A 24,004-nucleotide genomic window follows, 5' to 3' on the forward strand; every position below is an offset into this window, starting at 1 on the left:
TAACCGTTATCGAACACAAAAATAGAAAATTTACTTGGAGTAACAAAATAATTCGTATATTTGCAGCGATTATTTATAATATTTAAGTTTTAGCACTATGGAGAACCAGAACTATACCATTAAAGACATAGCCCGCATGGCGGGTGTTTCCGCCGGAACAGTTGACAGGGTGTTGCACAATCGCGGCGACGTGTCTCCCAAAAGCAAAGCTAAAGTACAAAAGGTATTGGATGAAATTCATTATCAACCGAATGTATTTGCTATCGGATTGGCTGCTAAAAAGAAATATTCTTTCATTTGTCTGATTCCTTATTATATAGAACATGATTACTGGCATTCGGTAGTGGGCGGCATTGAACGTGCACGGCAGGAATTGCGTCCTTTCAATGTGAGTGTGGATTATCTATGCTATCATCATGGTGATGAGGAAAGTTATCGAGAGGCTTGCCGTGCTATTAAGGATAGCAATGTGGATGCCGTTTTGATTGCTCCGAATTTCCGGGAAGAAACATTGTCATTGACAGCCTATCTGCAAGAGAATAAGATAGCTTATGCCTTTGTCGATTTTAATATGGAAGAGGTGGATGCGTTGGCATATATCGGGCAAGATTCATACAAAAGTGGATATATTGCGGCTAAAATATTGATGCGTAATTATTCGGTAGGAGAAGGGCAGGAGCTGGTTCTGTTTTTGAGCAATAATAAGGATAATCCAGCTGAAATACAGATGCAGCGCCGTTTGAAAGGTTTCATGAGCTATATAACTGAAGAGTACAATAATCTGACGATTCATGAAGTGGTGCTCAATAAATCCAACCAGGAAAACAATCGGCAGACATTGGATGAATTCTTTCAGGCGCATCCGAAAGCTGTGCTCGGTGTTGTCTTTAATTCCAGAGTCTATCAGTTAGGGGAGTATCTTCGCCATGCAGGACGTAGTATGAAGGGATTGATAGGATATGACCTTCTGAAAGCAAATGTAGATCTTTTGAAATCGGGTGATGTGCATTATCTGATAGGGCAGCGTCCGGGATTGCAAGGATATTGCGGAGTGAAAGCCTTGTGTGACCACGTAGTATTTAAAAAGACAGTCGATTCTGTAAAATATATGCCTATCGACATATTGATTAAAGAGAATATTGATTTCTATTTTGAATTTGTATAATATCAACTTTATAAATTACAACTAACATGAAAGCATTAAACAAAGAAACTGCTCCTAAAACACAACGTCCGGAGCGTATTATCCAATTTGGTGAAGGTAATTTCTTACGCGCATTCGTAGATTGGATTATTTATAACATGAACCAGAAAACAGACTTTAACAGTAGTGTGGTAGTGGTTCAGCCGATTGATAAAGGTATGGTCGACATGCTGAATGCGCAGGATGACCTTTACCATGTCAATCTTCAGGGATTGGATAAAGGAGAAGCGGTTAACAGCTTGACAATGATTGATGTAATCAGCCGTGCATTGAACCCTTATTCTCAGAATGACGAGTTTATGAAATTGGCTGAGCAACCGGAAATGCGTTTCGTTATTTCGAATACTACAGAAGCCGGAATCGCTTTTGACCCGGCTTGCAAACTTGAAGACGCACCAGCTTCTTCTTATCCGGGCAAATTGACTCAATTGCTGTATCATCGTTTTAAGACATTCAACGGTGATAAAACGAAAGGTTTGATTATCTTCCCTTGTGAACTTATTTTCTTGAACGGTCACAAACTGAAAGAGACTATTTATCAGTATATTGATTTGTGGAATCTGGGCAGTGAATTCAAAACTTGGTTTGAAGAAGCTTGTGGCGTGTATGCCACACTGGTAGACCGTATCGTTCCGGGATTCCCGCGCAAGGATATTGCTGCTATCAAAGAAAAATTGCAATATGATGATAACTTGGTTGTTCAGGCTGAAATTTTCCATCTGTGGGTAATCGAAGCTCCGCAGGAAGTGGCTAAAGAATTCCCAGCTGACAAGGCAGGTTTGAATGTATTGTTCGTTCCTTCGGAAGCTCCTTACCATGAACGTAAAGTTACTCTGTTGAATGGCCCTCATACGGTTCTTTCTCCGGTAGCTTACCTTTCCGGTGTGAATATCGTTCGTGATGCTTGTCAGCATGAAGTGATTGGCAAATATATCCATAAAGTGATGTTTGATGAACTGATGGAAACATTGAACTTGCCGAAAGATGAATTGGAGAAATTTGCTAATGATGTATTGGAACGTTTCAACAACCCGTTTGTAGACCATGCAGTAACAAGCATTATGCTGAACTCGTTCCCGAAATTCGAAACTCGTGACCTGCCGGGATTGAAAACTTACTTGGAGCGCAAAGGTGAGCTTCCGAAAGGATTGGTACTTGGTTTGGCTGCTATCATTACTTATTATAAAGGTGGTGTACGCGCCGACGGTGCTGAAATTGTACCGAACGACGCTCCTGAAATTATGAATTTGCTGAAAGACCTTTGGGCTACTGGCTGCACAAAGAAAGTAACTGAAGGTGTTCTGGGTGCAGAATTCATCTGGGGTGAAGACCTGAATAAGATTCCGGGATTGGCAGAAGCCGTGAAAGCGGATTTGGATTCAATTCAGGAAAAAGGTATGATGGAAACTGTGAAAGGTATCCTGTAATAGATAAGAGACGACGAAAGTCGAACATGAATATAAGGGGCGTTTTGATAGGGAATATAACTATCAAAACGCTCTTTTTGTTTGCTTATTTGAAATGGTTGGTTAATGATTCTTAAAAGTGAAAATTCTCTGTTTCTGCATTTTTTATTTTTCTCATTCTTAATTTTCTTACTTTCCGCGTTTTTGAAAGCTTCAAATCCTTAGTAGGTCGTCTAATTTTTAGTTGTCGCCTATTTTCTTTTAAATTTTTAATTTAATATATTAGTTATCAATTGTATATATTGTTTTGTTGACTTGAATTTACTTTTTACGTACTGCACTTTATAGTTGTAAATAAACTAAGAATAAAACAGCCTTTTTCCATAATTTCCCCGTTAGGAAATCTCAAATGATACTGATACCTTTGTTGTGAAGTCAATAGAGTGACTTCTTATTATTGTAAAATTTAATTTTAGAAAATTATGGCTATACGCTATAAAAAGAAGCAGATCACTTTATGCTTCGACAAAGAAAATAAAGTGGAAAAGTACGTTGCAGCAAACGTATTAGTGGGAAGTATCAGCTATAGCAAGCTGTGTGACGAGGTAAACCAACGAACGGGGATTCATCGTGCTATGGTGGATGTAGTGCTGAAAGGAGTGCAGGATACGATGGTATCCTTTGTAGAAGAGGGATTTTCTGTGAAGCTAGGAGAGTTCGGTTCATTTCGTCCGGCTATTAATGCGGAAAGCCAAGACAATTTAGAAGATGTGAATGCCAATACTATTGTTAGGAGAAAGATAGTCTTTACTCCGGGAAGTGCGTTCAAGGAAATGCTTGGCTCTGCGAGCATAGAGTTGTTTGGCGGTAATGTGGCAGATGCGAATGGTGGCAACAGTGGGAATCCCGGTGCAGGTGGTGGTTCCGGTGGAGATTCCGGATCCGGCAGCCTAGTTTTTACTAAAAATTGCTTTTGATAGGGAAAGTTCTTTCGGGAACTTTCCCTATTTTTTTGACATTTCGGGTGGATGTGGCTTAAATCGCCGTTGGGCAACGGTGAATTCATGGTTGCCCAACGACGATTTCACCGTTGCCCAACGGTGATTTGGCGGAAAAGCGAGAATTATAATAATATTTTCGAACATTATTTTTATGAGAATAATAAATATACTGATATATTTCTATTATTACATTTATTTTGCATATATTTGCTGCGTTTTCCACGCCGATACCTCAAATTGTGAGGTAAGGGTGGTGTGGGAAATATATTTATATAAAGAAAGACGTTTACTTGACGTTTTGTCTTTGGCTATTCGAAACTTCGCAACTTTTGAACCACGGTCAAAAACAAAGCAACGGTAGGTGTCTGCGGGATATGTTTATACCCCTGAGTGTACTTTGAGATAAAAAGTATACTTAGATTGTTATACATATCGGCGTGGGCTTCTGCGTTGCTCGTTCAGACTGTGGTGGGCAATGCGAAGGCCTCGAATAGCGGGACGAGTGACAGGTACAGATTCCCGCGCTTTTTTTTATATAGAAGTTAACTTTTCTAATCAATGAACCGTCCGGTTCTGGGGAATCTACTGGGGGAAAATAAAAAGCGATGAGACAAATTTGTCCGAGATGTAATAATTGGGTAGCAGGTACCCCCCATATTTCCATGCAAGATAAATTGGGAAAAGCGGCTATAAGGAAAGGTAGCGCGCAAATGGTAGGTGGAGCAGTGGGGCTTGTGTTTGGGCCGTTGGGTTCATTTGCAGGTAGCGTTGTTGGTAGTGTGATAGCTGATAGTTATTCAGGGAAAATCATTCAAACGAAAGAATATGATTTTATCTGTCCCAAATGTGGGCATCAATGGGTGGCGGAAGACGACAAAGCAGCCGAACAATTGTTGGATGGAAACCTAGAAATCACAAGATGTAAATGTTGTCATTCGATAAATGCAAAAGATGCAAAAATATGTGTGTCATGTGGAATGCCTATCATAAAAGATGGTATATATACGTTGTCAGATATAATTGGGATACTGAATGAGAAATCGAATACAGTATCAGAGCAAACTCAAAGTCTTGTTATATGCCAATTGTTGGTGATTGGATTTATGCAAGAAAATACTTCGGACAGCCTTGAATCCGGTTACGTAAAGCAATTCTTTTCTTCTGTTACAAAAGCACTATCTGTGTGCGATAGAATGGATTTTGAATCATGTAAACATATACTAAATCGAATGTTGCAGACTATGGTAACAGCTAAGTATGCTAAAATGTTGTACCAGAAAAAGAAAGAAAGAATTCCATCCGATATAAATGAAAGTTTGCAACTGCTGAAAGAGACTGTTGCATTTGTTTTTCAAGTCATAGAAAAAGAGACAGGTGAGAAAATCAATTGGGTCGATAAGGAGTTGAAATCGGTATATAGTACAATGCAGATGGGGCATGAATTGTTGTTTGGTCCTAATCCGTTCCATCGTTCGGACGAGTATAATCCATCTTCTCAAAAAGCCATTACTTTAATGGAGAAATTTCTGTTATCGTTAAGACAACCAATGAAAGAATGTGGATTATCTTTGGAACAATATAGGGAACGATATTTTACAATATTATATCAGGTACAGGAGCGAAGCTTGCCGATAGCTCCTAAACAGAAAATACCTAATAAGCAGCGTGATGTTGGTCTGCTTTGTTTTTCTATATTAGCTTCACCTCTTTGGCTTTATTGTGCTTTATGGGCGTTGCATATACTAGCTTATGTGATTCATTATATGACTTTTACACTTTTTGGTCCTCAGTATGTGACAGGAGTCTGGATTGATACCTTTTCGGATTATTGGTTCGTTTTATCTTTTTTATTAGCTGGAATAGGCGGTACTATCTTGTATGCAAGATGGAATAAAATGAAAAAGAAGAATGTGGAGATTCAACAGAAATATAATCAAGAAGTTATAGCAATAAATAGTTATAATGATGAGTTAAAGAAAAGAATTCAAGAACAAATGGATAGTTTTTAATTGTAATAGAGCAATACATAAAATAGTAACATATAAAAACGAATAATTATGAAAAGTAGAATTTTAGCGGCTGTGTTGGCAATCTTTTTAGGTGGATTGGGTATTCACAAGTTTTACATGGGGAAAATAGGGTGGGGTGTTGTCTATCTGCTCTTTTGTTGGACGGGAGTTCCTGCTATTGTAGCTTTAGTGGAAGGAATTATCTATTTATTCTCTGATGACACTACATTTAACAGTAAGTATTGCGAATAGAATATTTTTTATTGGTAATATTATAACAACCATGATAAAAAAGAAGATTATTGCCACATTGCTGATATTTTGTAGTATAGTGGCTGGATGTGGTAAAAAGGCTAATCCGGAATTGCAAATAGAAAACTACCAACCAGTAGAGGAATTTCAGTCAGCTTATGAAGCTTTAAAAGAACAGAAAGCGGATATAAATAAAGAATATGATATTGAAGAAACAGTTCGTATTTTGAATGGGTTGGAAATGGCACAAGTAAAATCGGATGATTTCTATAGTTTTTTAGAATATATGGCGAAGCAGGATTATAGCATGGTTGCTTCCGATGTCATTGATGCCAAAATGAAGTTTCTTCCTCTTTTACAACAAATGTTTAAGTTGCAAAAGCAGCATAAGGAGTTTTCGACTATATGGATGCTGGCTCGTAGTGCAGCAGCAGGAGCAAAGACATTAGCGAAAGAGTCAAGTTCCACAGGAGCAGGTATGGCTGCAATGAAAGCAATGGCGGGGGAGGGACCTTTAGCCATTGTCGATATGTCTGAAAATTTAGGCATTGATGCAGCTAAGAATGCGGCATTTGATCATTATGAGGAAGAGATGGATTTAAAATCAAAATTAGAAGATGAAATCGAAGAACTCAAAATGGCTTATATTGACTATTTGTCAGGTTTTGTATCTGTCTATACAAAATACATGAAAGAATGGGACAGGCTTTGCATTAATAAGGATAAGGCTTATTTTGATGTTTATTTAGGTAGAATGGTAGATGCTTATAACTCAACTTCTAAAATCTTGCGACAATATCCTCGAAACCGGGAAGCCTTGCTATTGAAATCTTTGTCGCTGATTAATATTGGCTCGGGAGAAATGAATACTATGCCTGATAGCCCGGAAGTGCTTTCTATCGTTAAGGAAATGCAATTACCGGATTCTGTGAAGCATGAGTGGAACAATTTTTTTGTAGAAGCTGACCTAACTTTAGATAATTATATTGAGTTGTATCCTGAACGTTCGGCTCCTGCTTTAGTGCTGAAAGGATTGTTGCATTATCGGGTTGGAAAGGAACAGCAGGCTTTGTCCTATTTGGATCAGGCTGCTATGGAGTATCCTCGCCAGGCAGAGGCATTGACGGATCTTTTGGATTCATATAGAAGTCGTACTTATTTGAACAAAACACCGGAAGGACAGTATCTACTTCGACTTTATCGTTCTACAATGGAAGGATATGGTATGTTTAGCCCCAATTTTCTAAAATCTAAGTATTATGCGCAGAAAGGAATGATGGAGGAAAGTAAAAATGAAATCTTTAATCATTTTTTCCGTAGGGGAAATCAGGGTATTTATGACTGTTTACTGTCGGATATGCAATTTTGTGAAGATTATTTATACAGCAGTTTTAAGCAGCTGCTAATGGAACATTCTTTTATTGATGTGGCGATTACTCCTGCTACTGATTGGAAATTCTCAGATAAAGATGACGAGATTCAAGTCTCGATTAACAATCGTTCGGATATTGATTTGGAAAATGTCCGTATCTTCCTTTGTATTCACTATACGGATATGTATAAGGATGAATATGATGTAGTGAAAGTACCTACAACGAAAAACATTATCAAACATCATGAAATGGCTGATTTGGGGACGATGAAAATAGCATATGCTGATAAGAAATATCAGGATATCACCCGTGTGCGTGCCATTGCAATGACTGATGATAAAATTTGTTGGATTGATAAGGCAGATTATAAGGAAAGTCATGCTTCTGCTTTGCTGAATACCAATCAGTATGGGAAAGAGGCTTTGTTGGATAAGATAAAGAAACATTTCTTGGCAGATTACTCTTTGGATGCTAATGTATTGCAGAAACTTCTTCAGACGGAGATAAGTGTTAATGGTGGGGCTACTATACAAAAACGGGAAAACAGTACTTGGCTTTCATGGGGAAAAGTTAAAGAAATATCTTCTACGGTTACTGAATTGTGGAATAAGCCGGATAAGAAGTTGAAAATCCCAAGAGTTTTGACTTTAATTGATCCTGTATTTTCTATTTATCAGTTGCAAGACAAAGATAAAGTAATGTTACCTCAAGAAAACTTCTTAGCGGGTTCCAGCATTAGGTTAAAATTCGACTACGAACTTAAAGATGGTGATTTGTTACCATTATATATTTATAGTGACTTTGTCAATTTTAGAGTCGATATAGAATATAAAGAAGGAAAAAGTGAAGTTAAAAATGTAGCTTTGATATGATGACGAAATTAGTATTTGCAATTTTTATTATCTTCTTGACTAGCTGTTGGGGGGATACTTCAACGGTTGACTCAAGTAACGATAACTACTCAAGTCGTGAAATAAAAGGAAGCGATGTAGAGAATGAAACATACTTTTGCGAGTATTGTGGAAAGAAATTTCATTCAGTTAAAGATTTGGCTGCCAATTTGTGTAAACGACATCCTGACGGAGCTCATGGCGGAAAGCATAAACTTTATGAAGGTCGTGTCAGAAAGACTTATGAGTGTGTTTATTGTGGGAAAGAGGCAAAGAGTATTGCTGATTTGACCGCTAATAAGTGTAAACATTCTCCTATGGGAGGAAATCATAGACCAAGGTTATGAAAAAAGTATTGATTTGGCTTTTCTATCTATTATTTGCTATTGTAGCGATTTGGGTTTTCTATTATTTGATAGTAAATAGTTCTTTTGTGGCTTCGATAAAGAATTTAATTCATCAAATCACGATGTTATGGGAGTAGAAGATATTACACAAAAAGAGTATGCTAATCGTTTCCGTAATGTAGGTTTACTTTCGTTAGGTGGAGTTGTTCTATTTTATTTAATATTTAATAGTTCAGAAAGTTCCTTTGCGTCTTTGATAGGTGGTATTCTGTTGTTGCCTTTGATTGTGATATTGATGATAGTTGCTATTGTCATGTTTATAAAATGGCGTCATTTTTTATTAATGGGAATTCTTGATTGGAATGAATATGCTCGGACTCGTAGAGCTTTCTTAAGTAAGGCGGTTTATATTCATCCGGTGACAGGAAATATACAAACAGTGCGACGTGGATTTTCAATTCCGGTGTTTTTGTTGGGTTGGATATATCCATTAATAAAAGGACAATGGGAAATGGCGATTAAATTTTTTGTCATTATTGAAGTTTGTTTCTGGTTGGGCTCAATAATTCCTGTAATTGGAAATTTTATTTTAAGACAAGTTGGGACTTTTCCTTTAGCCCGTAGGTATAATTCATATTATGAAGATTGGTTGATAAAACAAGGATATGTATTGCAGAGCACCGAACGCTTCAAAGAGACTGTAAACAAAACCAATAATTCTGTACAAAGACTTTTAAAATAGAACAAAGATGGATGTTTTTTTTATTTTGTTGGGCGGTATTCATCTCTTGATAGAGAGGATAACATCGTAAATAGGATATTGCTGAACACGATGACAAGAGTGTCCAAGAATTCTAAATTGAAAATCAACTGGGATTAAGCGATCATCAATGTATTAATTTAAACAGTTATGAATATGAAAAAGAAAAGTATGTATAGCTTTTTGCTATTATTTTTAGTTCTGGCTTTGGCTTCTTGCAATAAAGAAGCTATAGAAGGGGGATGGATTGGTAAAATAGTTCGTAGTAACGACAATGTATGTTTAGGGAAGGTGGGACTTCGTTTAAAAAAAGATTCTTTATTTGTGTATTCAAATGTAATATTCGGTTCTAGATATATTTGCTTTTTACCTGATAAAAAGGAGAAAAATGTATATAATTATGTATCTTTAAATGAACCTGTAATTTCTATATGTTTGAGAGCTTATGAAGATAGTTTGAATATTCAAGGAAGTGATTTTTTTATTACTGCCACAAAGAATGAAGAAGAAACGGCTTTGTATATAGAAAAAGAATATAAAGGTCAGATCGTACCGCAGCCTTCTGCTTCGTATATTTGGGGTACGTGGGAGGGAGATTTATTTCGTGTTTCAGATAATAAGAAACTATCTCGTATTGTGCTAGAATCTTTTTTAGATTCTGTAAAAGTATATTCCAATGCTATATATGGCAGAAACAATGTACTCTCTTATTTAGTGAAGTATGATGAAATAGCAGAGGCTTTTAGTTATAATTCTTCTCTGTTTAATTGGTTGTTATCTGAAAAAGAGGGTAAAATATTTATTCAGGGTAAGGGATATTATGCATTATTGAATTCAGTGGATAGTATTAATAAAGATTTTTATCGTAATAAAGAAGTGTCTCAAGATCCCAATTTGTATTTAGCAGGTAATATCTATAGAGGGGAATTATCTCCTAAAGGTCAATATGCATTATACTCAACAATGGTGAAATCTCTTTTTCAGATAGAAATTCTTGATGATGAGAGACTGCGATGTTCTGCTTGGACGAAAATATCAAACTCACAGATGGGGTTATTCGCATTGTTTGGAGGAGTGAAAGATGGAGAAAAAATAATAGATGAAGTTCATACTTATTCAATTGAAAATGGATTCTTACGGTTTGGAAAAGAAAAATGGCAAATAAAAGAGAATGGTAATACACTGTATATTGATCAAGAGAAATATGAAACTACTCTTCGTAAAGGAACATCATATACAAAAAATGTACGAAAAAAAAGTGGTTTTAAATATAAAGAATGTTGGAATTGTGGTGGGGCAGGAAGTAAATATCATTTTAGTGCAGCGCAACAGAAGAGAATATATGGTAAGTGTTCTGTTTGCAATGGTTCAGGTAAAGTTGTTGTGTATGAATAGAGTCTGTTAATGATAGTAGTGAAATAGAAAAAGAAACTGTACGATTATAAAAGTATCTCTATTAATGTGAAATCTTAGGAAAGGCACTGCTCACAATATTGGGTAGTGCTTTAATAATCTCTATATTGCTGCTGAATTTATATGAGAATAACAAGGATAGGAATATCATCATCGTGGCGCAAATTCATATTCTTTCCTATCTACTCGAGTTGTTAATACCTCTTTTTTCAATAATTCAAATATATTTACCTGTAGTTAGTTCTTTTTTGAGAAACAAATAAACATACTTGGGGCTTTGAGTATATAGCTCTATTTCAGGATCATCTAACTTAAGAAAAAGTTCTGAATGATAAATGGCTTTTAAAGCTGTTTGCATATCCCAATGAAAATCATTCATCAGATAGATTGTCATCTGACTGACGATGCTTTACACTAAATATTCTTTCGTATTCATAATCTTCTCAGTAATTTGATAGCCTTAGGTGTTCCAAAATAATATTGATTATTCAGTTTCCTATATTTTAATGTCTCTGCCAATGTAGCCAAGTTAATATATCCATCTTTAAAAAGTCCGATTTGTAGGGCAACACCATCATCCGCTATAGGCCCTATAACTGCATCGTAATTATGAATAATATTTTTGCTAAAAAAGGAGAATTTATTCAGCAGCGTGCAAAATAAACGTAGTAGCCCCAATAGTCACAATAGCACCATCCTCGATACGTACCCGATCCTTATCCCTCAGAATTTCATTCATCAGAAATGTACCTGTCAGGCTGGGAGCGTCGCGTAGTGTATAAACAATTTTTCCTTGTTTGTTGCGTTTTATATTGATGATGCAGTGGCGGCGATCCATGCTCATATCACCACTTTCGATAGGAGTATTAATATTGGTTCCTACGCAACGTCGTCCTATGACATTATCTCCTTCTTGTAATGGGAGTATTTGTTTGAATCCAAAAACATTCTCGATTACTGTGATATATCCGAATTCTTCCTTATGCGCTTCGGCTTCCTCTTCTAGATTCTCTTCTTTTCTAAGGGCTTTTACCTTGCTTTTACCAAGTCGGATGCTGAATTGTTTGCCACAATGTTCGCAAACAAATACTAGCGATTGACCTTCTTCATACTTGGTTTCATCAAAATAAAGGTAATTCTCACATTTGGGACAAAGAACTCGTTTCATGCTTTTAAAAAGGGATTTTATTTAGCCAATAACCAGGCATTCTTGTAGTTTTCATTTTTTCTAAGCTCCAATAGCTGTTTGGTAGCTTCTTCGCGGTTTTCGAATGAATGGATGCTGACACGTACTTTACCATCAGTATTCAGAACTTTTGCTTCTGCAAATCCTTTTGCATTCAATTGATTTGCCATGGCTTCCGCATCTTTAAAACTGATTCCGCCTGCTACTATAATATGGTAAGGATGATTATTCACGTTTGCTTGCGGTTTAACAGATGTACGGGTAGGAGTCGCTTCCTGTTTGGTAACTTTTACCTCTTTTACAGCAATAGGCCTTGATGTTCGTACTTTATTAGCTATTAGCTTTGGAGTAGACGAAGCCTTGCCTGAAGCAGAAGACTTTTTAGTTTGTTGTGCAACAGCAATATCATTTTTTACAAGAACCGGAGTTACTGCAACCGATTGCTTCTCGATCTGCTCAAAAAGCTCACCAGGCAATAACTGTGCATAATTGTTCTTCTGAACATCGGTATTCTCTACCGGAGTTGAAAAGGCAAAAAACAATATGATAGCGGCAATCATGGCTGCGGCATTACGAAGGAATACACGGTTAATGCTAATCTCATATGTTTTCTTCTCTTTCTCCAGATTGGCAGGTACTAATACCTTTTCTCTCTGTTGCAGAGCGGAAAGTTCGTGTATCTCAAAAGAATCCAAACCATACAACGAAGGAGTCGTTATCTTAAAGTCATAAGGAACGAACTCATAATTCCCGTAAATGTTATAATGAATCTCGCCGATATTTTCCAGATGCGCTTTACCCTCTTCGTGGAGAAGTTCGATAAGTTCGCTCACTTCTTTTTCCACAATACGGTTGGCATCAGCGAAACTCGTGTCGTACGCAGACATATAGGATTGTACTAATACTCCGTCGTTCAACTTTAATTGAGGATTAAAGCCGATAGTACGGGTAGGGGGTAAAAAAAGATTCTCTTCTTTTACATGAGTTGCAGGAGCGTAATGTGCTACAAATCCACCAAATCCCGGAACGATAACGCAGTCGTTTTCCAGTAATAAAATCTCTATATGTTGTGCCAATTCAATCATGTGTGCAAAATTAAGAGATAAATTGAATATATCCCAGAAAACTACGAAAAATTCACTACTTTTGCATCGTTTTATTTATTACTATTAACAATGAACTATATACAGACGGAAATAGACGGAGTGTGGCTGATAGAGCCGAAAGTATTCTCCGACGAACGTGGCTATTTTATGGAAGCTTTCAAGAAAGAAGAGTTTGAAGCTAATATCGGACCTATAAATTTTGTACAGGATAATGAATCGAAATCTTCTTTTGGCGTATTACGCGGATTGCATTATCAGAAAGGTGAATATAGCCAGGCTAAATTGGTTCGTGTACTTAAAGGAGAGGTGTTGGACGTTGCTGTGGATTTGCGCAAGTCATCACCTACGTTCGGAAAACATGTGTCCGTATTGCTCAATGAGGAGAATAAAAGACAGTTCTTTATTCCCCGCGGTTTTGCGCATGGTTTTGCTGTATTGAGTGAAGAAGCCGTTTTTATGTATAAGGTAGACAATAAGTATGCCCCACAAGCGGAAGTTTCGATATTATATAATGATGAAACATTGAAAATAGACTGGCCGTTGGCTGAGTCGCAAATGATATTGTCGGCCAAAGATAAAAAGGGGACTGCCTTTAAAGATGCTGTATATTTTGAATAATATCTAAGTAAACAATAGATTAAATATGAAAATTGCGATTGTAGGAACCGGATATGTAGGTTTGGTGACCGGTACATGTTTCGCTGAAATTGGTGTGAATGTAACTTGTGTAGATACTAACAGTGAGAAAATAGAGTTTCTACAGAAGGGTATCATTCCAATTTATGAAAATGGATTGGAAGAGATGGTACTCCGTAATATGAAAGCAAAACGATTGAAGTTTACTACATCATTAGAGAGCTGCCTGGATGATGTGGAGGTTATATTCAGCGCTGTTGGCACACCACCGGATGAAGATGGTAGCGCCGACTTGAAATATGTTTTGGAAGTAGCCCGTACTATTGGTCGCAATATGAAACAATATAAACTGGTCGTAACCAAGAGTACAGTTCCGGTAGGTACTGCCAGCAAAGTTCGTGCAGTCATTCAGGAAGAACTGGATAAAAGAGGGGTGAAGGTAGATTTTGATGTTGCTTCCAACCCGGAATTCCTGAAAGAAGGAAACGCAATCAGCGATTTTATGAGCCCGGACCGTGTAGTAGTAGGAGTAGAGTCGGCACGTGCGGAGAAACTTATGTCCAAATTATATAAACCGTTTTTATTGAACAACTTCCGAGTGATTTTCATGGATATTCCATCTGCGGAAATGACTAAATATGCAGCAAATTCAATGTTGGCAACCCGTATCAGCTTTATGAATGATATAGCAAATCTTTGTGAGATAGTCGGGGCTGATGTGAATATGGTACGTAGCGGAATTGGTTCGGATACGCGCATCGGACGTAAATTCTTATATCCGGGCATCGGATATGGCGGTTCTTGTTTTCCTAAAGATGTGAAAGCTCTCATTAAAACCGCAGAACAGAATGGATATGCAATGCGGGTGCTTAGCGCTGTGGAAGAAGTGAACGAACGGCAGAAGAGTGTTTTGTTCGAAAAGCTAATGAAGCATTTTAACGGTGATTTGAAAGGTAAGACAATTGCTCTTTGGGGATTGGCATTTAAACCGGAAACGGATGATATGCGTGAAGCTCCGGCATTGGTCTTGATTGATAAACTATTAAAAGCCGGTTGCCAGGTACGTGCATACGATCCGGCAGCAGTGCAGGAATGTAAACGCCGGATTGGGGATAGCATTTATTATGCTTGTGATATGTACGATGCGGTGCTTGATGCTGATGCTTTAATGCTGGTGACCGAATGGAAAGAATTCCGTTTGCCTTCATGGGCTGTGATAAAAAAGACAATGGCTCAGCAGATTGTATTGGATGGACGTAATATATACGAGAAAAAAGAGATGGAAGAGCTCGGATTCACTTACCTTTGTATTGGTAAATGAAAAAATAAGAGTATCTTTAGGCAAAACTAAGACAGATGATGAAATATGTTGCTATATCGTTAATAGTATTTTTTTCTGCGGCATGTAGTGGCAATAAGAATCTATATTTCTTGGAACAGGGAAAAGAGGATACGAATGCTAAGGAACTATTGCAGGGAATCTGGCTGGACGATGAGACTGAGAGCCCGTTGATGCGCGTGGAAGGGGATACTATATACTATGCCGACGCGCAGAGTGCTCCGATTGCGTTTAAAATTATACGGGATACTCTTTATACTTATGGCAATGATACGACTTATTACAAGATTGATAAGCAGGCGGAACATATATTCTGGTTTCATTCCATAACAGATAACATTATCAAGCTGCACAAATCAGAGGATCTGAATGATTCATTGTCATTTGTTCGCCAGGAACTGGTGACTCCAACTTATACCGAAGTAACTCGACGCGATAGTGTAGTGACCTATAATGGCACTCGCTATCGTGCTTATGTTTATATTAACCCTTCTAAAATGAGAGTTATCAAAACAACCTATTCTGAAGACGGGATTAGTATGGATAATGTGTATTACGATAATGTGATGCACATCTGTGTCTACGAGGGCAAAAAGAGTTTATTTGCCAGCGATATTACTAAACAGATGTTTGACCAGGTAGTTCCTGAAGACTTTTTGACGCAAGCTATTTTGTCGGATACGAAGTTTGTAAAAGTAGACCGGAATGGTTTTCATTATCAAGCTGTTTTAGCCATTCCGGAAAGTTCAATATATAGCATTGCAGATATGGAAGTAAGTTTTGAGGGAAACTTGGCGATAACTTCCACCAAATAACGAATTTAGTTTTAATTCTGTCTGGGCGAGGGACGGTTGTTTCCTTTTCCACCATTATTCTTTCCCCGGAAATTCCTTCTTTTAGAGCTATTACCATACTTGCTCTTGTTAAAAGAACGCGGTTTGTACTCCGGCGCTTCTCCCAATTCTGCAGGAATAGGAATCTTGTAGATCTCTTTCTCAAGGAAATTCTCAATGTTTTTGAAGCTACTCTGCTCTTTTTCGTTGACAAACGTGAGTGCTACTCCGTCATTGTTGGCACGCGCCGTGCGTCCGATACGGTGTACATAGTCTTCGCTGTCATGAGGAACATCAAAGTTGATAACCAAACGAATATCATCAATATCAATGCCGCGGGCAACGATGTCTGTGGCGACTAATATATTGATCCGTCCGGCTTTAAATTCATGCATCACCGCTTCCCGTTGAGCTTGCTCGAGATCCGAATGCATTTCTCCTACATTCAACTTCATTGACTTCAGAGCTTTGGCTACTTCCTTGACTTTTATTTTAGAAGATGCGAAGACGATGACACGTTCGGGGACTTCGTCAATAAAGAGACTGCGTATGATACCCAACTTTTGATTTTCATGGCAAACATAGGCGGCTTGGATAATCTTATCAGCAGGTTTTGAAACGGCTAGCTTTATTTCTGCCGGATTATTCAGGATCGTATTTGCCAGTTGTTGTATCTTGGCAGGCATAGTTGCAGAAAACATGATGGTCTGCCGCTCTTTCGGCAAATACTTTACTATTTGCATAATATCCTCATAGAATCCCATGTCGAGCATCCGGTCTGCCTCGTCCAGTATAAAATAAGAAACCTTGGAAAGGTCTACATATCCAAGGCTTAAATGGGCAAGGAGGCGTCCGGGAGTGGCAATAACAACATCAGCTCCCAAAGTAAGCCCTTTCTTCTGCTGTTCAAACAAAATGCCGTCATTTCCGCCATATACGGCAACACTCGATGCCGGCATAAAATAGGAGAATCCTTCCATTTGCTGGTCTATCTGTTGCGCCAATTCGCGGGTAGGAGACATGATGACACAGTTGATCGCATCTTCAGGATGTTTTTCTTCGGATAGTTTATTCAATATAGGAAGCAGGAATGCTGCCGTTTTACCCGTACCAGTCTGTGCTACTGCTATCAAATCTTTTCCCTCAAGTATGATTGGAATTGCTTGCTCCTGAATAGGCGTGCACTCGTCAAAGCGCATGGCATCAAGCGCCTCAAGTACATTTGCGTTTAATTGTAGTTCGGAAAACTTCATTCTTTTATTAATTTGTCAGCAAAGATAATTTTTTTTTCGGTCTAATTACATATTCAAATAAGAATCTTTGAATCCGAGGAAATAGAGCACTCCGTCGAGCCCGATGGTATTGATAGATTGCTTGGCATTTGCCACTACCTTGGGCTTGGCATGAAAAGCAATTCCCAGGCCGGCAACTCCCAGCATCGGGAGATCGTTGGCACCGTCACCTACAGCAATGGTCTGTGCAATATCGACTTTTTCCACTTGTGCGATCAAGCGTAGTAGTTCGGCTTTTCGTTTGCCGTCTACAACATCTCCCAAGTAACGTCCGGTCAATTTTCCGTCGATGATTTCCAGCTCGTTGGCATATACATAATCTATTCCATATTTCTTTTGCAAATGCTGACCGAAATAAGTAAATCCACCGGAAAGGATAGCGATTTTGTAACCATATTTTTTCAGTACGTACATTAATCTGTCCACTCCCTCTGTAATGGGCAAATTTTCTGCTATTTCTTGCATAACAGACTCGTCCAACCCTTTTAGTAGGGCTACACGACGGGTAAAGCTTTCCGTAAAGTCTATTTCGCCACGCATTGCGCTTTCTGTGATGGCTTTTACCTCGTCACCGACACCGGCACGGATGGCCAGTTCATCAATCACTTCTGTCTCAATCAATGTAGAGTCCATATCGAAACAAATCAAGCGACGCATGCGGCGGTACATGTTATCTTGTTGAAAAGAGAAGTCCATTTCCAATTCGCTGGCTAACCTCATCAAACTTTCCTGCATGGCAATACGGTCTTTGGGAGTACCTCTTACTGAGAACTCAATGCAAGCACGTGTGCGCGCATCTGTTTGGCATTCGTCCAGGGGAATACGACCTGTCAGACGTTTGATTGCGTCGATATTCATGCCTTGTTCGGCTAATACGCTGGTTGCTGCCGATATCTGACGAGCGGAAAGTTTACGCCCAAGTACGGTCAGGATATAACGGTTCTTTCCTTGCATACTCACCCAATTCTCGTATTTTTCTGTAGTAATCGGCTCGAACCGGATGGTAACTCCCAGCGAAGAAGCTTTGAACAACAATTCCTTCATAATAAAACCGGAATGTCTTTCTTCGCTCTTGAAAAGAATACCTAATGACAATGTATTATGAATATCCGCCTGACCGATGTCAAGGATAGTAGCATCGTATTTGGCTAGTATTTCAGTCACGGAAGAGGTCAGCCCCGGGCGATCTTCGCCGGTAACTCGAATCAGAATCAATTCAGTATTTGATGGTTGCATATGAAATAGACTTTTATCTTGCAAAAGTAGAGAAAAAAGTTCGTTTTTATGCTAAATAACATAAAAAGTTATACCCGAAAAGTGAGATTTTTGCTTATTTGCTTGGAAGTTAATTTAATAATTACTTACCTTTGCACCCGGTTTCAAAAATAAAGGCTCTGATAATCAGCGGATTCCTCTTCGCCTGATGCCTGAAAAGACAACGTTTCGGGAAGAAACCACTGTTTAAGGACAGTCCCGGATAGTATTAACTAAAACCGAATTACATGAAGTATGTAAAGTGGATTTTTGTTGTATTACTAATTTGTTCCTTGACCGCTTTCGTTGAGAAAGACAAACCTACCGGAGGTTTGAGTGAGGGTGATGTGGCCCCGGATTTTAAAATCGAATCTACATCAGAAAAGCAACCATCCTTTAAATTGGGAAATCTGAAAGGGAAGTATGTGTTGCTGAGTTTTTGGGCAAGTTATGACGCGCAATCCCGGATGCAAAACGTAAGTTTGAGCAATGCGCTTCGTTCTTCTCATAATGTGGAAATGGTTTCTATCTCATTTGACGAATATCAGTCAATTTTTAAGGAAACCGTTCGTAAGGATCAAATAGTTACGCCCACTTGTTTCGTGGAAACAGAAGGCGAGGATTCCGGGTTATTTAAGAAATACCGTTTGAATCGGGGATTCACTAACTATTTATTGGATGGAAATGGTGTAATTATAGCCAAAAACATCTCTGCTGCAGATCTTTCTGCTTATGTGGAAAAGATTGGTTGACAATCTTAAAGATGTAAGGAGAAAGAAGTATTTTCCGAATCGCAATTTGGTGACTGACGGAGAATAGACAAAAGAGGAAATGGATACAACAAAAAAGTTCCGCCTATACTTGCTTAAAGCAAGAATAGACGGAATTTCTATTTTATATATATCCTTTTTTTTCTTATTTAGGTGCTTTTTGGTATAAGAAGAAAGCAATGCCTGCATAGAGGATGTTCGGAATCCAGACTGCAATAGCAGGAGGTACATTCCCATTAACGGCAAAGGTTGAGGTGATGGTCTGGAACAGGATATAAGAGAAACTTAACCCTAATCCGATTCCTAAGTGAAGTCCCATACCGCCTTTCGTTTTTCGTGACGAAAGGGATACTCCGATGATTGTCAGGATGAAAGAGGCGAATGACATGGCAATCCGCTTATGATATTCAATCTCAAATTCTTTGATATTGGCAAATCCTCTTCGTTTCTGTTTTTCAATATAATCACTTAACTGGGGACTGGTCAACATTTCCTGTTGATTCTTCATAATGAGGAAGTCGGAAGGCTCCATATTGATTATAGAGTCAATTTTATCCCCCTTGGTGATTTTCTCCTTTAGTCCGTCCAGTTCGCGTATCATATAATCATGAATAGTCCATTTATGAACGGTAGTCGTGTCATAAGTAATGCGGCGTGCGGTTAAGTGGGAAACGAGTTTCTTGTCGACAAATTTATCCAGGGAAAAGCGGTTTCCTGTTTTCATAGCATTGTTATAGTTGTCTATATAGGCTATGACTCCATTGTCAACTTCCAACTGCACGTTGCGCGCTGTATTTTGTTTTTTAGGCTTGATATACCTGTCTTCAAAATTCAGACGCGTCACGCTTCCTTTAGGAATTACGTATGAGCTTAACATAAAGGTTGTTAATGCAATGATGGCGGCAGAAATCATGTATGGGCGCATCATTCTCTTGAAGCTCATACCGGTAGAGAACATAGCAATAATTTCAGAGTTCTCTGCAAGTTTGGAAGTAAAGAAAATGACAGCAATGAATACAAACAACGGACTGAACAGGTTGGAGAAATAAGGAATAAAGTTCATGTAGTATTCAAGAATGATTTTACTCCACGGAGCTTCGTGTTCCATCAGTTTATCCATCTTCTCGTTGAAGTCGAATACCACTGCGATAGAAATGATTAATGCAATAGCAAATACGTATGTCCCCAAGAATTTCTTGATGATATACCAATCCAGTCGTTTTATAAATCGATTGCTTTTCATTCTTTATAATCTAGTTGATACTCTTTTGACCATCATCGGTTTCCAGGTCGAGAAATCTCCTGCAATGATATGCTTGCGTGCTTCACCTACCAGCCACAAATAGAAGGCAAGATTGTGTATAGAGGCGATTTGCATAGCCAATAGTTCTTGTGCGTGGAAAAGATGGCGTAAATAGGCTTTAGTGTATAATGTGTCTACACTGGAAGCTCCGTCCGCTTCAATAGGAGAGAAGTCCATTTCCCATTTCTTGTTTCGCATATTGATAATGCCGTCCTTGGTGAACAACATGCCATTTCGTCCGTTTCGTGTCGGCATAACGCAGTCGAACATATCCACTCCGCGCTCGATACCTTCAAGAATATTGACGGGAGTACCGACTCCCATCAGATAACGAGGCTTGTCTTTGGGAAGAATCTCATTGACGACCTCTATCATTTCATACATCTTGTCGACCGGTTCGCCTACCGCCAAACCGCCGATAGCATTTCCGTCGGCTCCTTTAGAGGCGACAAACTCAGCCGATTGCTTTCGCAAATCAGTATAGACGCACCCTTGAACAATAGGGAAGAGGGACTGGTTGTAGCCATATTTAGGTTCAGTCTCATTGAAACGTTTGATACAGCGATCAAGCCATCTGTGCGTCAACCCCAATGACTTTTTGGCATATGCATAATCCGAATCTCCCGGAGGACATTCGTCGAAAGCCATCATGATATCAGCACCAATCGTACGTTCTATATCCATCACTTTTTCCGGAGTAAAAATGTGCTTACTGCCATCAATGTGTGAACGGAACTCGGCACCTTCTTCTCGGAGTTTTCGGATTCCAGCTAATGAGAATACCTGGAAACCACCACTGTCGGTCAGCATGGGGCGGTCGAAGCCGTTAAAGCGATGCAGTCCGCCTGCTTTCTCAATCACTTCCAGTCCCGGGCGCAAATAGAGATGATAGGTATTGCCCAGAATAATCTGTGCCTGAATATCTTCTTTAAGTTCCGTTTGATGTACTCCCTTGACAGTGCCCAATGTGCCTACTGGCATGAAAATCGGTGTCTGTATCTGCCCGTGGTCTGTTGTTATCAGACCAGCACGGGCATTACTTTTAGTGTCTGTATATTGTAAGTTAAATGTCATTCTTGGCTAGCTTTCTTTACAGATAAATCAATGGCGTCCGCAACTTTTTCATTTGTCAGCGCGATGGCGAATACTTCTTTTATGTCGTTTACATAGTGGAAAGTCAATCCCTTCAAATAGAGATCTTGAATTTCGTCTATGTTCTTTTTGTTTTCGGCACTCATGATGATTTCTTTGATTCCGGCACGTTTGGCAGCCAGAATCTTTTCCTTGATGCCACCGACCGGAAGTACTTTGCCGCGAAGGGTGATTTCTCCTGTCATGGCAAGATTTGCTTTCACTTTTCGTTGCGTCAAGGCAGATGCCAAAGAAGTAGCCATAGTGATACCTGCGGATGGACCGTCTTTGGGGATTGCCCCTTCGGGTACGTGGATATGAATATTCCAGTTGTCAAAAATCTCTTCATCCAAATTCAAGATAGAAGCATGGGCTTTGATGTATTCGAGCGCCAGCATAGCAGATTCTTTCATTACATCTCCCAGGTTACCGGTCAAGGTAAGGCGTCCGCCTTTGCCACGGCTTAGGCTGGTTTCGACAAAAAGGATTTCACCGCCTACAGCTGTCCACGCCAATCCGGTAACTACGCCGGCATATTCATTTCCCTGATACTTGTCACGTGTATATTCCGGTGCTCCCAGGAAATCGTACAAATCGGCAGGCTTGATTTCTGTCTTGGCAAAATAACCGTCGGTTGCGTATTGACGGGCTGATTTGCGGAGAATCTTGCCGATTTTCTTTTCCAGTTCACGAACGCCACTTTCGCGGGTGTATGATTCGATAATAGCTTCCAATGTATCTTTGGGAAGTTTAATATCTGTCTTTTTAAGCCCGTTGGCTTCAAGTTCTTTGGGAACTAAATGTTTGCGGGCAATCTCAATCTTCTCTTCTGTAATATATCCGCTTACTTCAATCAATTCCATACGGTCGAGCAATGGACCGGGGATTGTATTCAGATTATTGGCTGTTGCGATAAACAATATCTTTGAAAGGTCATAATCCACATCCAAAAAGTTATCATGGAAAGAGGTATTCTGTTCCGGGTCAAGCACTTCCAATAATGCAGAAGAAGGATCTCCTTGGCGGTCTGCGCTGACCTTGTCTATTTCGTCCAAGATAAACACCGGATTGGAGGCACCTGCTTTTATCAAGCTCTTGATGATTCGTCCCGGCATAGCGCCTATATATGTTTTGCGATGACCACGGATTTCTGCCTCATCATGTACACCGCCTAAAGACATACGTACATATTTGCGTTTGAGTGCAGACGCGATAGATTTTCCAAGAGATGTTTTACCAACTCCCGGAGGACCGTATAGGCAGATAATCGGTGATTTCATGTCATCCTTTAATTTCAATACCGCCAAATGCTCCAAAATGCGTTCTTTTACTTTCTCCAATCCGTAGTGGTCTTTATTCAACGTCTTTTCTGCATTTTTGAGATTCAAGTTATCAGTTGTATAAACGCCCCACGGGAGGTTAAGCATTGTTTGCAGATAATTCAGTTGTACGCTGTAATCCGGTGATTGCGGATGAGTACGTTCCAGTTTCGCCAGCTCCTTCATGAAAGTCTCTCTGACTTCTGCGTTCCAGTGCATTTTTTCTGCTTTCTGGCGCATTTCTTCTATTTCCTGCTCCTGACCACCGCCACCTAATTCGTCCTGGATAGTTTTAATTTGTTGCTGCAGGAAGTATTCACGTTGTTGCTGATCGATGTCTTCACGTGCCCGCATTTGGATGGATGCCTTGATTTCAGCCAACTGTACTTCGCGGTTCAAGATTTCCAATAAACGATAAGTACGTTCACGTAAAGAATTGATGCTCAGTAAATCAATTTTCTCATCTTTCTTGAATGGCAGATTTGAGCAGATAAAGTTAACCAGAAACATCGAGTTGTTGATATTCTTAATTGCAAATGCCGAGTCTTGGTGCATTGTATCCGATGATTTGATATAACGCATCGTCAAATCCTTACACGTTTCTACCAAGGCTTGGAATTCCTTGTCATTGTTGCTCGGTATTTCCTCTTCCAAGAGTTCTATTTCGCCTTTCAAATATGGATGGGTATCGGTAATGCTTTTCAGACTTAACCGTTTCATTCCCTGGATAATGACGGTGGTTGTCTGATCGGGCATTTCCAATACACGCACAATACGTCCTACAGTACCAATGTTGTGTAAATCTTCCAGTTTAGGGTCTTCCGTATGTGCTGACCTCTGACATACTACCGCGATATCCTTATGTTTTTTCTCGGCATCATGTATGAGTTTCAGAGAAGATTTGCGACCTACCGTAATAGGCAGGAATACTCCGGGAAACAACACCATATTACGAAGGGGAAGAACCGGAAGAATTTCACCAGATTTAATATTTACATTGAATGCGTTCTCATCGCTACCATCATAATCAGTAATTAACGAGAAACCGTTGTTATCGCTTACATCTTCCAATAAGTATCTTTCTTTCATCTTTTCGTTTTAATTTAGCTTATGTCATACAAATATGCATAAATCGTTTGCAAAGTTAATTGATTCTCTCTAATAATAAAGCACTGCTTGG

Annotated in this window: 21 protein-coding genes; 13 read left to right on the forward strand and 8 right to left on the reverse strand. The window is 39.0% G+C overall.

Annotated elements, in window-relative coordinates; all coding sequences use genetic code 11:
• Positions 1–97: 97 nt before the first annotated feature.
• The 9 genes from CLIN57ABFB40_RS06140 (at position 98) to CLIN57ABFB40_RS06180 (ending at position 10,637) form a co-directional block, all read left to right on the forward strand.
• Entirely contained in the window at positions 98–1,165 is a 1,068-nt protein-coding gene (locus tag CLIN57ABFB40_RS06140) for a substrate-binding domain-containing protein (protein WP_175629336.1), read from the forward strand.
• A gap of 26 nt (positions 1,166–1,191) precedes the next feature.
• A complete protein-coding gene (locus CLIN57ABFB40_RS06145; protein ID WP_175629337.1) occupies positions 1,192–2,631 on the forward strand; it encodes a tagaturonate reductase in 1,440 nt (479 codons plus the stop codon).
• A gap of 461 nt (positions 2,632–3,092) precedes the next feature.
• A complete protein-coding gene (locus tag CLIN57ABFB40_RS06150) occupies positions 3,093–3,587 on the forward strand; it encodes an HU family DNA-binding protein (RefSeq protein ID WP_175629338.1) in 495 nt (164 codons plus the stop codon).
• Between the two features lie 629 nt (positions 3,588–4,216).
• The gene (locus CLIN57ABFB40_RS06155; RefSeq protein ID WP_175629339.1) at positions 4,217–5,620 is read left to right on the forward strand and encodes a hypothetical protein; all 1,404 of its coding nucleotides are present in this window, start codon (positions 4,217–4,219) and stop codon (positions 5,618–5,620) included.
• 48 nt (positions 5,621–5,668) lie between these two features.
• The gene (locus CLIN57ABFB40_RS06160) at positions 5,669–5,872 is read left to right on the forward strand and encodes a TM2 domain-containing protein (protein ID WP_167830086.1); all 204 of its coding nucleotides are present in this window, start codon (positions 5,669–5,671) and stop codon (positions 5,870–5,872) included.
• Positions 5,873–5,903: 31 nt separating this feature from the next.
• Positions 5,904–8,117 (forward strand): tetratricopeptide repeat protein, encoded by a 2,214-nt coding sequence (locus CLIN57ABFB40_RS06165; protein ID WP_175629340.1) that lies wholly within the window; start codon positions 5,904–5,906, stop codon positions 8,115–8,117.
• Complete coding sequence (locus CLIN57ABFB40_RS06170; RefSeq protein ID WP_217703299.1) at positions 8,114–8,482, forward strand: hypothetical protein; 369 nt, start codon at positions 8,114–8,116, stop codon at positions 8,480–8,482. The genes CLIN57ABFB40_RS06165 and CLIN57ABFB40_RS06170 overlap by 4 nt, the downstream gene beginning before the upstream one ends.
• Before the next feature lie 127 nt (positions 8,483–8,609).
• Positions 8,610–9,224 carry a hypothetical protein gene (locus CLIN57ABFB40_RS06175; RefSeq protein WP_175629341.1) on the forward strand — a complete coding sequence of 205 codons (615 nt, stop codon included), beginning with the start codon at positions 8,610–8,612 and terminating at the stop codon, positions 9,222–9,224.
• A gap of 174 nt (positions 9,225–9,398) precedes the next feature.
• Positions 9,399–10,637 (forward strand): hypothetical protein, encoded by a 1,239-nt coding sequence (locus tag CLIN57ABFB40_RS06180; RefSeq protein WP_175629342.1) that lies wholly within the window; start codon positions 9,399–9,401, stop codon positions 10,635–10,637.
• Between the two features lie 450 nt (positions 10,638–11,087).
• Here CLIN57ABFB40_RS06180 and CLIN57ABFB40_RS20550 read toward each other — a convergent pair whose 3' ends face one another.
• The 3 genes from CLIN57ABFB40_RS20550 to CLIN57ABFB40_RS06195 are packed head-to-tail and all read right to left on the reverse strand — an operon-like array spanning position 11,088 to position 12,926.
• Positions 11,088–11,333, reverse strand: a complete 246-nt coding sequence (locus tag CLIN57ABFB40_RS20550; protein ID WP_175629343.1) for a DUF3990 domain-containing protein — start codon at positions 11,331–11,333, stop codon at positions 11,088–11,090.
• A complete protein-coding gene (locus tag CLIN57ABFB40_RS06190; protein ID WP_175629344.1) occupies positions 11,296–11,823 on the reverse strand; it encodes an FHA domain-containing protein in 528 nt (175 codons plus the stop codon). The genes CLIN57ABFB40_RS20550 and CLIN57ABFB40_RS06190 overlap by 38 nt, the downstream gene beginning before the upstream one ends.
• 17 nt (positions 11,824–11,840) lie before the next feature.
• Positions 11,841–12,926, reverse strand: coding sequence for an SPOR domain-containing protein (locus tag CLIN57ABFB40_RS06195; protein WP_175629345.1), 1,086 nt, complete (start codon positions 12,924–12,926; stop codon positions 11,841–11,843).
• Between the two features lie 90 nt (positions 12,927–13,016).
• On the opposite strand from CLIN57ABFB40_RS06195, the gene rfbC reads away from it, so the two are divergent.
• Genes rfbC through CLIN57ABFB40_RS06210 form a run of 3 tightly spaced genes read left to right on the forward strand, consistent with a single transcriptional unit; the run spans position 13,017 to position 15,737 of the window.
• Complete coding sequence (gene rfbC / locus CLIN57ABFB40_RS06200) at positions 13,017–13,565, forward strand: dTDP-4-dehydrorhamnose 3,5-epimerase (RefSeq protein WP_175629346.1); 549 nt, start codon at positions 13,017–13,019, stop codon at positions 13,563–13,565.
• Positions 13,566–13,590: 25 nt separating this feature from the next.
• A complete protein-coding gene (locus CLIN57ABFB40_RS06205) occupies positions 13,591–14,904 on the forward strand; it encodes a UDP-glucose dehydrogenase family protein (protein WP_175629347.1) in 1,314 nt (437 codons plus the stop codon).
• A 35-nt stretch (positions 14,905–14,939) separates the two neighbouring features.
• On the forward strand, positions 14,940–15,737 hold the full coding sequence (locus CLIN57ABFB40_RS06210) for a DUF4738 domain-containing protein (protein ID WP_175629348.1): 798 nt from the start codon (positions 14,940–14,942) through the stop codon (positions 15,735–15,737).
• Positions 15,738–15,748: 11 nt separating this feature from the next.
• Here CLIN57ABFB40_RS06210 and CLIN57ABFB40_RS06215 read toward each other — a convergent pair whose 3' ends face one another.
• Both CLIN57ABFB40_RS06215 and serB read right to left on the reverse strand, forming a co-directional pair.
• Positions 15,749–17,008 carry a DEAD/DEAH box helicase gene (locus CLIN57ABFB40_RS06215; protein ID WP_175629349.1) on the reverse strand — a complete coding sequence of 420 codons (1,260 nt, stop codon included), beginning with the start codon at positions 17,006–17,008 and terminating at the stop codon, positions 15,749–15,751.
• 45 nt (positions 17,009–17,053) lie between these two features.
• The gene (serB, locus tag CLIN57ABFB40_RS06220; RefSeq protein WP_175629350.1) at positions 17,054–18,283 is read right to left on the reverse strand and encodes a phosphoserine phosphatase SerB; all 1,230 of its coding nucleotides are present in this window, start codon (positions 18,281–18,283) and stop codon (positions 17,054–17,056) included.
• A gap of 266 nt (positions 18,284–18,549) precedes the next feature.
• On the opposite strand from serB, the gene CLIN57ABFB40_RS06225 reads away from it, so the two are divergent.
• Positions 18,550–19,053 (forward strand): thioredoxin-like domain-containing protein, encoded by a 504-nt coding sequence (locus CLIN57ABFB40_RS06225; RefSeq protein ID WP_175629351.1) that lies wholly within the window; start codon positions 18,550–18,552, stop codon positions 19,051–19,053.
• A gap of 163 nt (positions 19,054–19,216) precedes the next feature.
• Here CLIN57ABFB40_RS06225 and CLIN57ABFB40_RS06230 read toward each other — a convergent pair whose 3' ends face one another.
• Genes CLIN57ABFB40_RS06230 through lon form a run of 3 tightly spaced genes read right to left on the reverse strand, consistent with a single transcriptional unit; the run spans position 19,217 to position 23,913 of the window.
• The gene (locus CLIN57ABFB40_RS06230) at positions 19,217–20,314 is read right to left on the reverse strand and encodes an LptF/LptG family permease (protein ID WP_175629352.1); all 1,098 of its coding nucleotides are present in this window, start codon (positions 20,312–20,314) and stop codon (positions 19,217–19,219) included.
• A gap of 3 nt (positions 20,315–20,317) precedes the next feature.
• On the reverse strand, positions 20,318–21,448 hold the full coding sequence (gene tgt, locus CLIN57ABFB40_RS06235) for a tRNA guanosine(34) transglycosylase Tgt (RefSeq protein ID WP_175629353.1): 1,131 nt from the start codon (positions 21,446–21,448) through the stop codon (positions 20,318–20,320).
• On the reverse strand, positions 21,445–23,913 hold the full coding sequence (gene lon / locus CLIN57ABFB40_RS06240; protein WP_175629354.1) for an endopeptidase La: 2,469 nt from the start codon (positions 23,911–23,913) through the stop codon (positions 21,445–21,447). Before lon ends, tgt begins: the two co-directional genes overlap by 4 nt.
• Between the last annotated feature and the right edge of the window lie 91 nt (positions 23,914–24,004).

The sequence above is a fragment of the Bacteroides acidifaciens genome (genome assembly GCF_903181435.1).
Classification (GTDB): domain Bacteria; phylum Bacteroidota; class Bacteroidia; order Bacteroidales; family Bacteroidaceae; genus Bacteroides.

What these genes read in the sequence shown, in the direction of transcription:
- CLIN57ABFB40_RS06140 (WP_175629336.1), top strand. Translation starts at nt 98, where the DNA reads ATGGAGAACCAGAACTATACCATTAAAGACATAGCCCGCATGGCGGGT.
- CLIN57ABFB40_RS06145 (WP_175629337.1), top strand. Translation starts at nt 1,192, where the DNA reads ATGAAAGCATTAAACAAAGAAACTGCTCCTAAAACACAACGTCCGGAG.
- CLIN57ABFB40_RS06150 (WP_175629338.1), top strand. Translation starts at nt 3,093, where the DNA reads ATGGCTATACGCTATAAAAAGAAGCAGATCACTTTATGCTTCGACAAA.
- CLIN57ABFB40_RS06155 (WP_175629339.1), top strand. Translation starts at nt 4,217, where the DNA reads ATGAGACAAATTTGTCCGAGATGTAATAATTGGGTAGCAGGTACCCCC.
- CLIN57ABFB40_RS06160 (WP_167830086.1), top strand. Translation starts at nt 5,669, where the DNA reads ATGAAAAGTAGAATTTTAGCGGCTGTGTTGGCAATCTTTTTAGGTGGA.
- CLIN57ABFB40_RS06165 (WP_175629340.1), top strand. Translation starts at nt 5,904, where the DNA reads ATGATAAAAAAGAAGATTATTGCCACATTGCTGATATTTTGTAGTATA.
- CLIN57ABFB40_RS06170 (WP_217703299.1), top strand. Translation starts at nt 8,114, where the DNA reads ATGATGACGAAATTAGTATTTGCAATTTTTATTATCTTCTTGACTAGC.
- CLIN57ABFB40_RS06175 (WP_175629341.1), top strand. Translation starts at nt 8,610, where the DNA reads ATGGGAGTAGAAGATATTACACAAAAAGAGTATGCTAATCGTTTCCGT.
- CLIN57ABFB40_RS06180 (WP_175629342.1), top strand. Translation starts at nt 9,399, where the DNA reads ATGAAAAAGAAAAGTATGTATAGCTTTTTGCTATTATTTTTAGTTCTG.
- CLIN57ABFB40_RS06190 (WP_175629344.1), bottom strand. Translation starts at nt 11,823, where the DNA reads ATGAAACGAGTTCTTTGTCCCAAATGTGAGAATTACCTTTATTTTGAT.
- CLIN57ABFB40_RS06195 (WP_175629345.1), bottom strand. Translation starts at nt 12,926, where the DNA reads ATGATTGAATTGGCACAACATATAGAGATTTTATTACTGGAAAACGAC.
- rfbC (WP_175629346.1), top strand. Translation starts at nt 13,017, where the DNA reads ATGAACTATATACAGACGGAAATAGACGGAGTGTGGCTGATAGAGCCG.
- CLIN57ABFB40_RS06205 (WP_175629347.1), top strand. Translation starts at nt 13,591, where the DNA reads ATGAAAATTGCGATTGTAGGAACCGGATATGTAGGTTTGGTGACCGGT.
- CLIN57ABFB40_RS06210 (WP_175629348.1), top strand. Translation starts at nt 14,940, where the DNA reads ATGATGAAATATGTTGCTATATCGTTAATAGTATTTTTTTCTGCGGCA.
- CLIN57ABFB40_RS06215 (WP_175629349.1), bottom strand. Translation starts at nt 17,008, where the DNA reads ATGAAGTTTTCCGAACTACAATTAAACGCAAATGTACTTGAGGCGCTT.
- serB (WP_175629350.1), bottom strand. Translation starts at nt 18,283, where the DNA reads ATGCAACCATCAAATACTGAATTGATTCTGATTCGAGTTACCGGCGAA.
- CLIN57ABFB40_RS06225 (WP_175629351.1), top strand. Translation starts at nt 18,550, where the DNA reads ATGAAGTATGTAAAGTGGATTTTTGTTGTATTACTAATTTGTTCCTTG.
- CLIN57ABFB40_RS06230 (WP_175629352.1), bottom strand. Translation starts at nt 20,314, where the DNA reads ATGAAAAGCAATCGATTTATAAAACGACTGGATTGGTATATCATCAAG.
- tgt (WP_175629353.1), bottom strand. Translation starts at nt 21,448, where the DNA reads ATGACATTTAACTTACAATATACAGACACTAAAAGTAATGCCCGTGCT.
- lon (WP_175629354.1), bottom strand. Translation starts at nt 23,913, where the DNA reads ATGAAAGAAAGATACTTATTGGAAGATGTAAGCGATAACAACGGTTTC.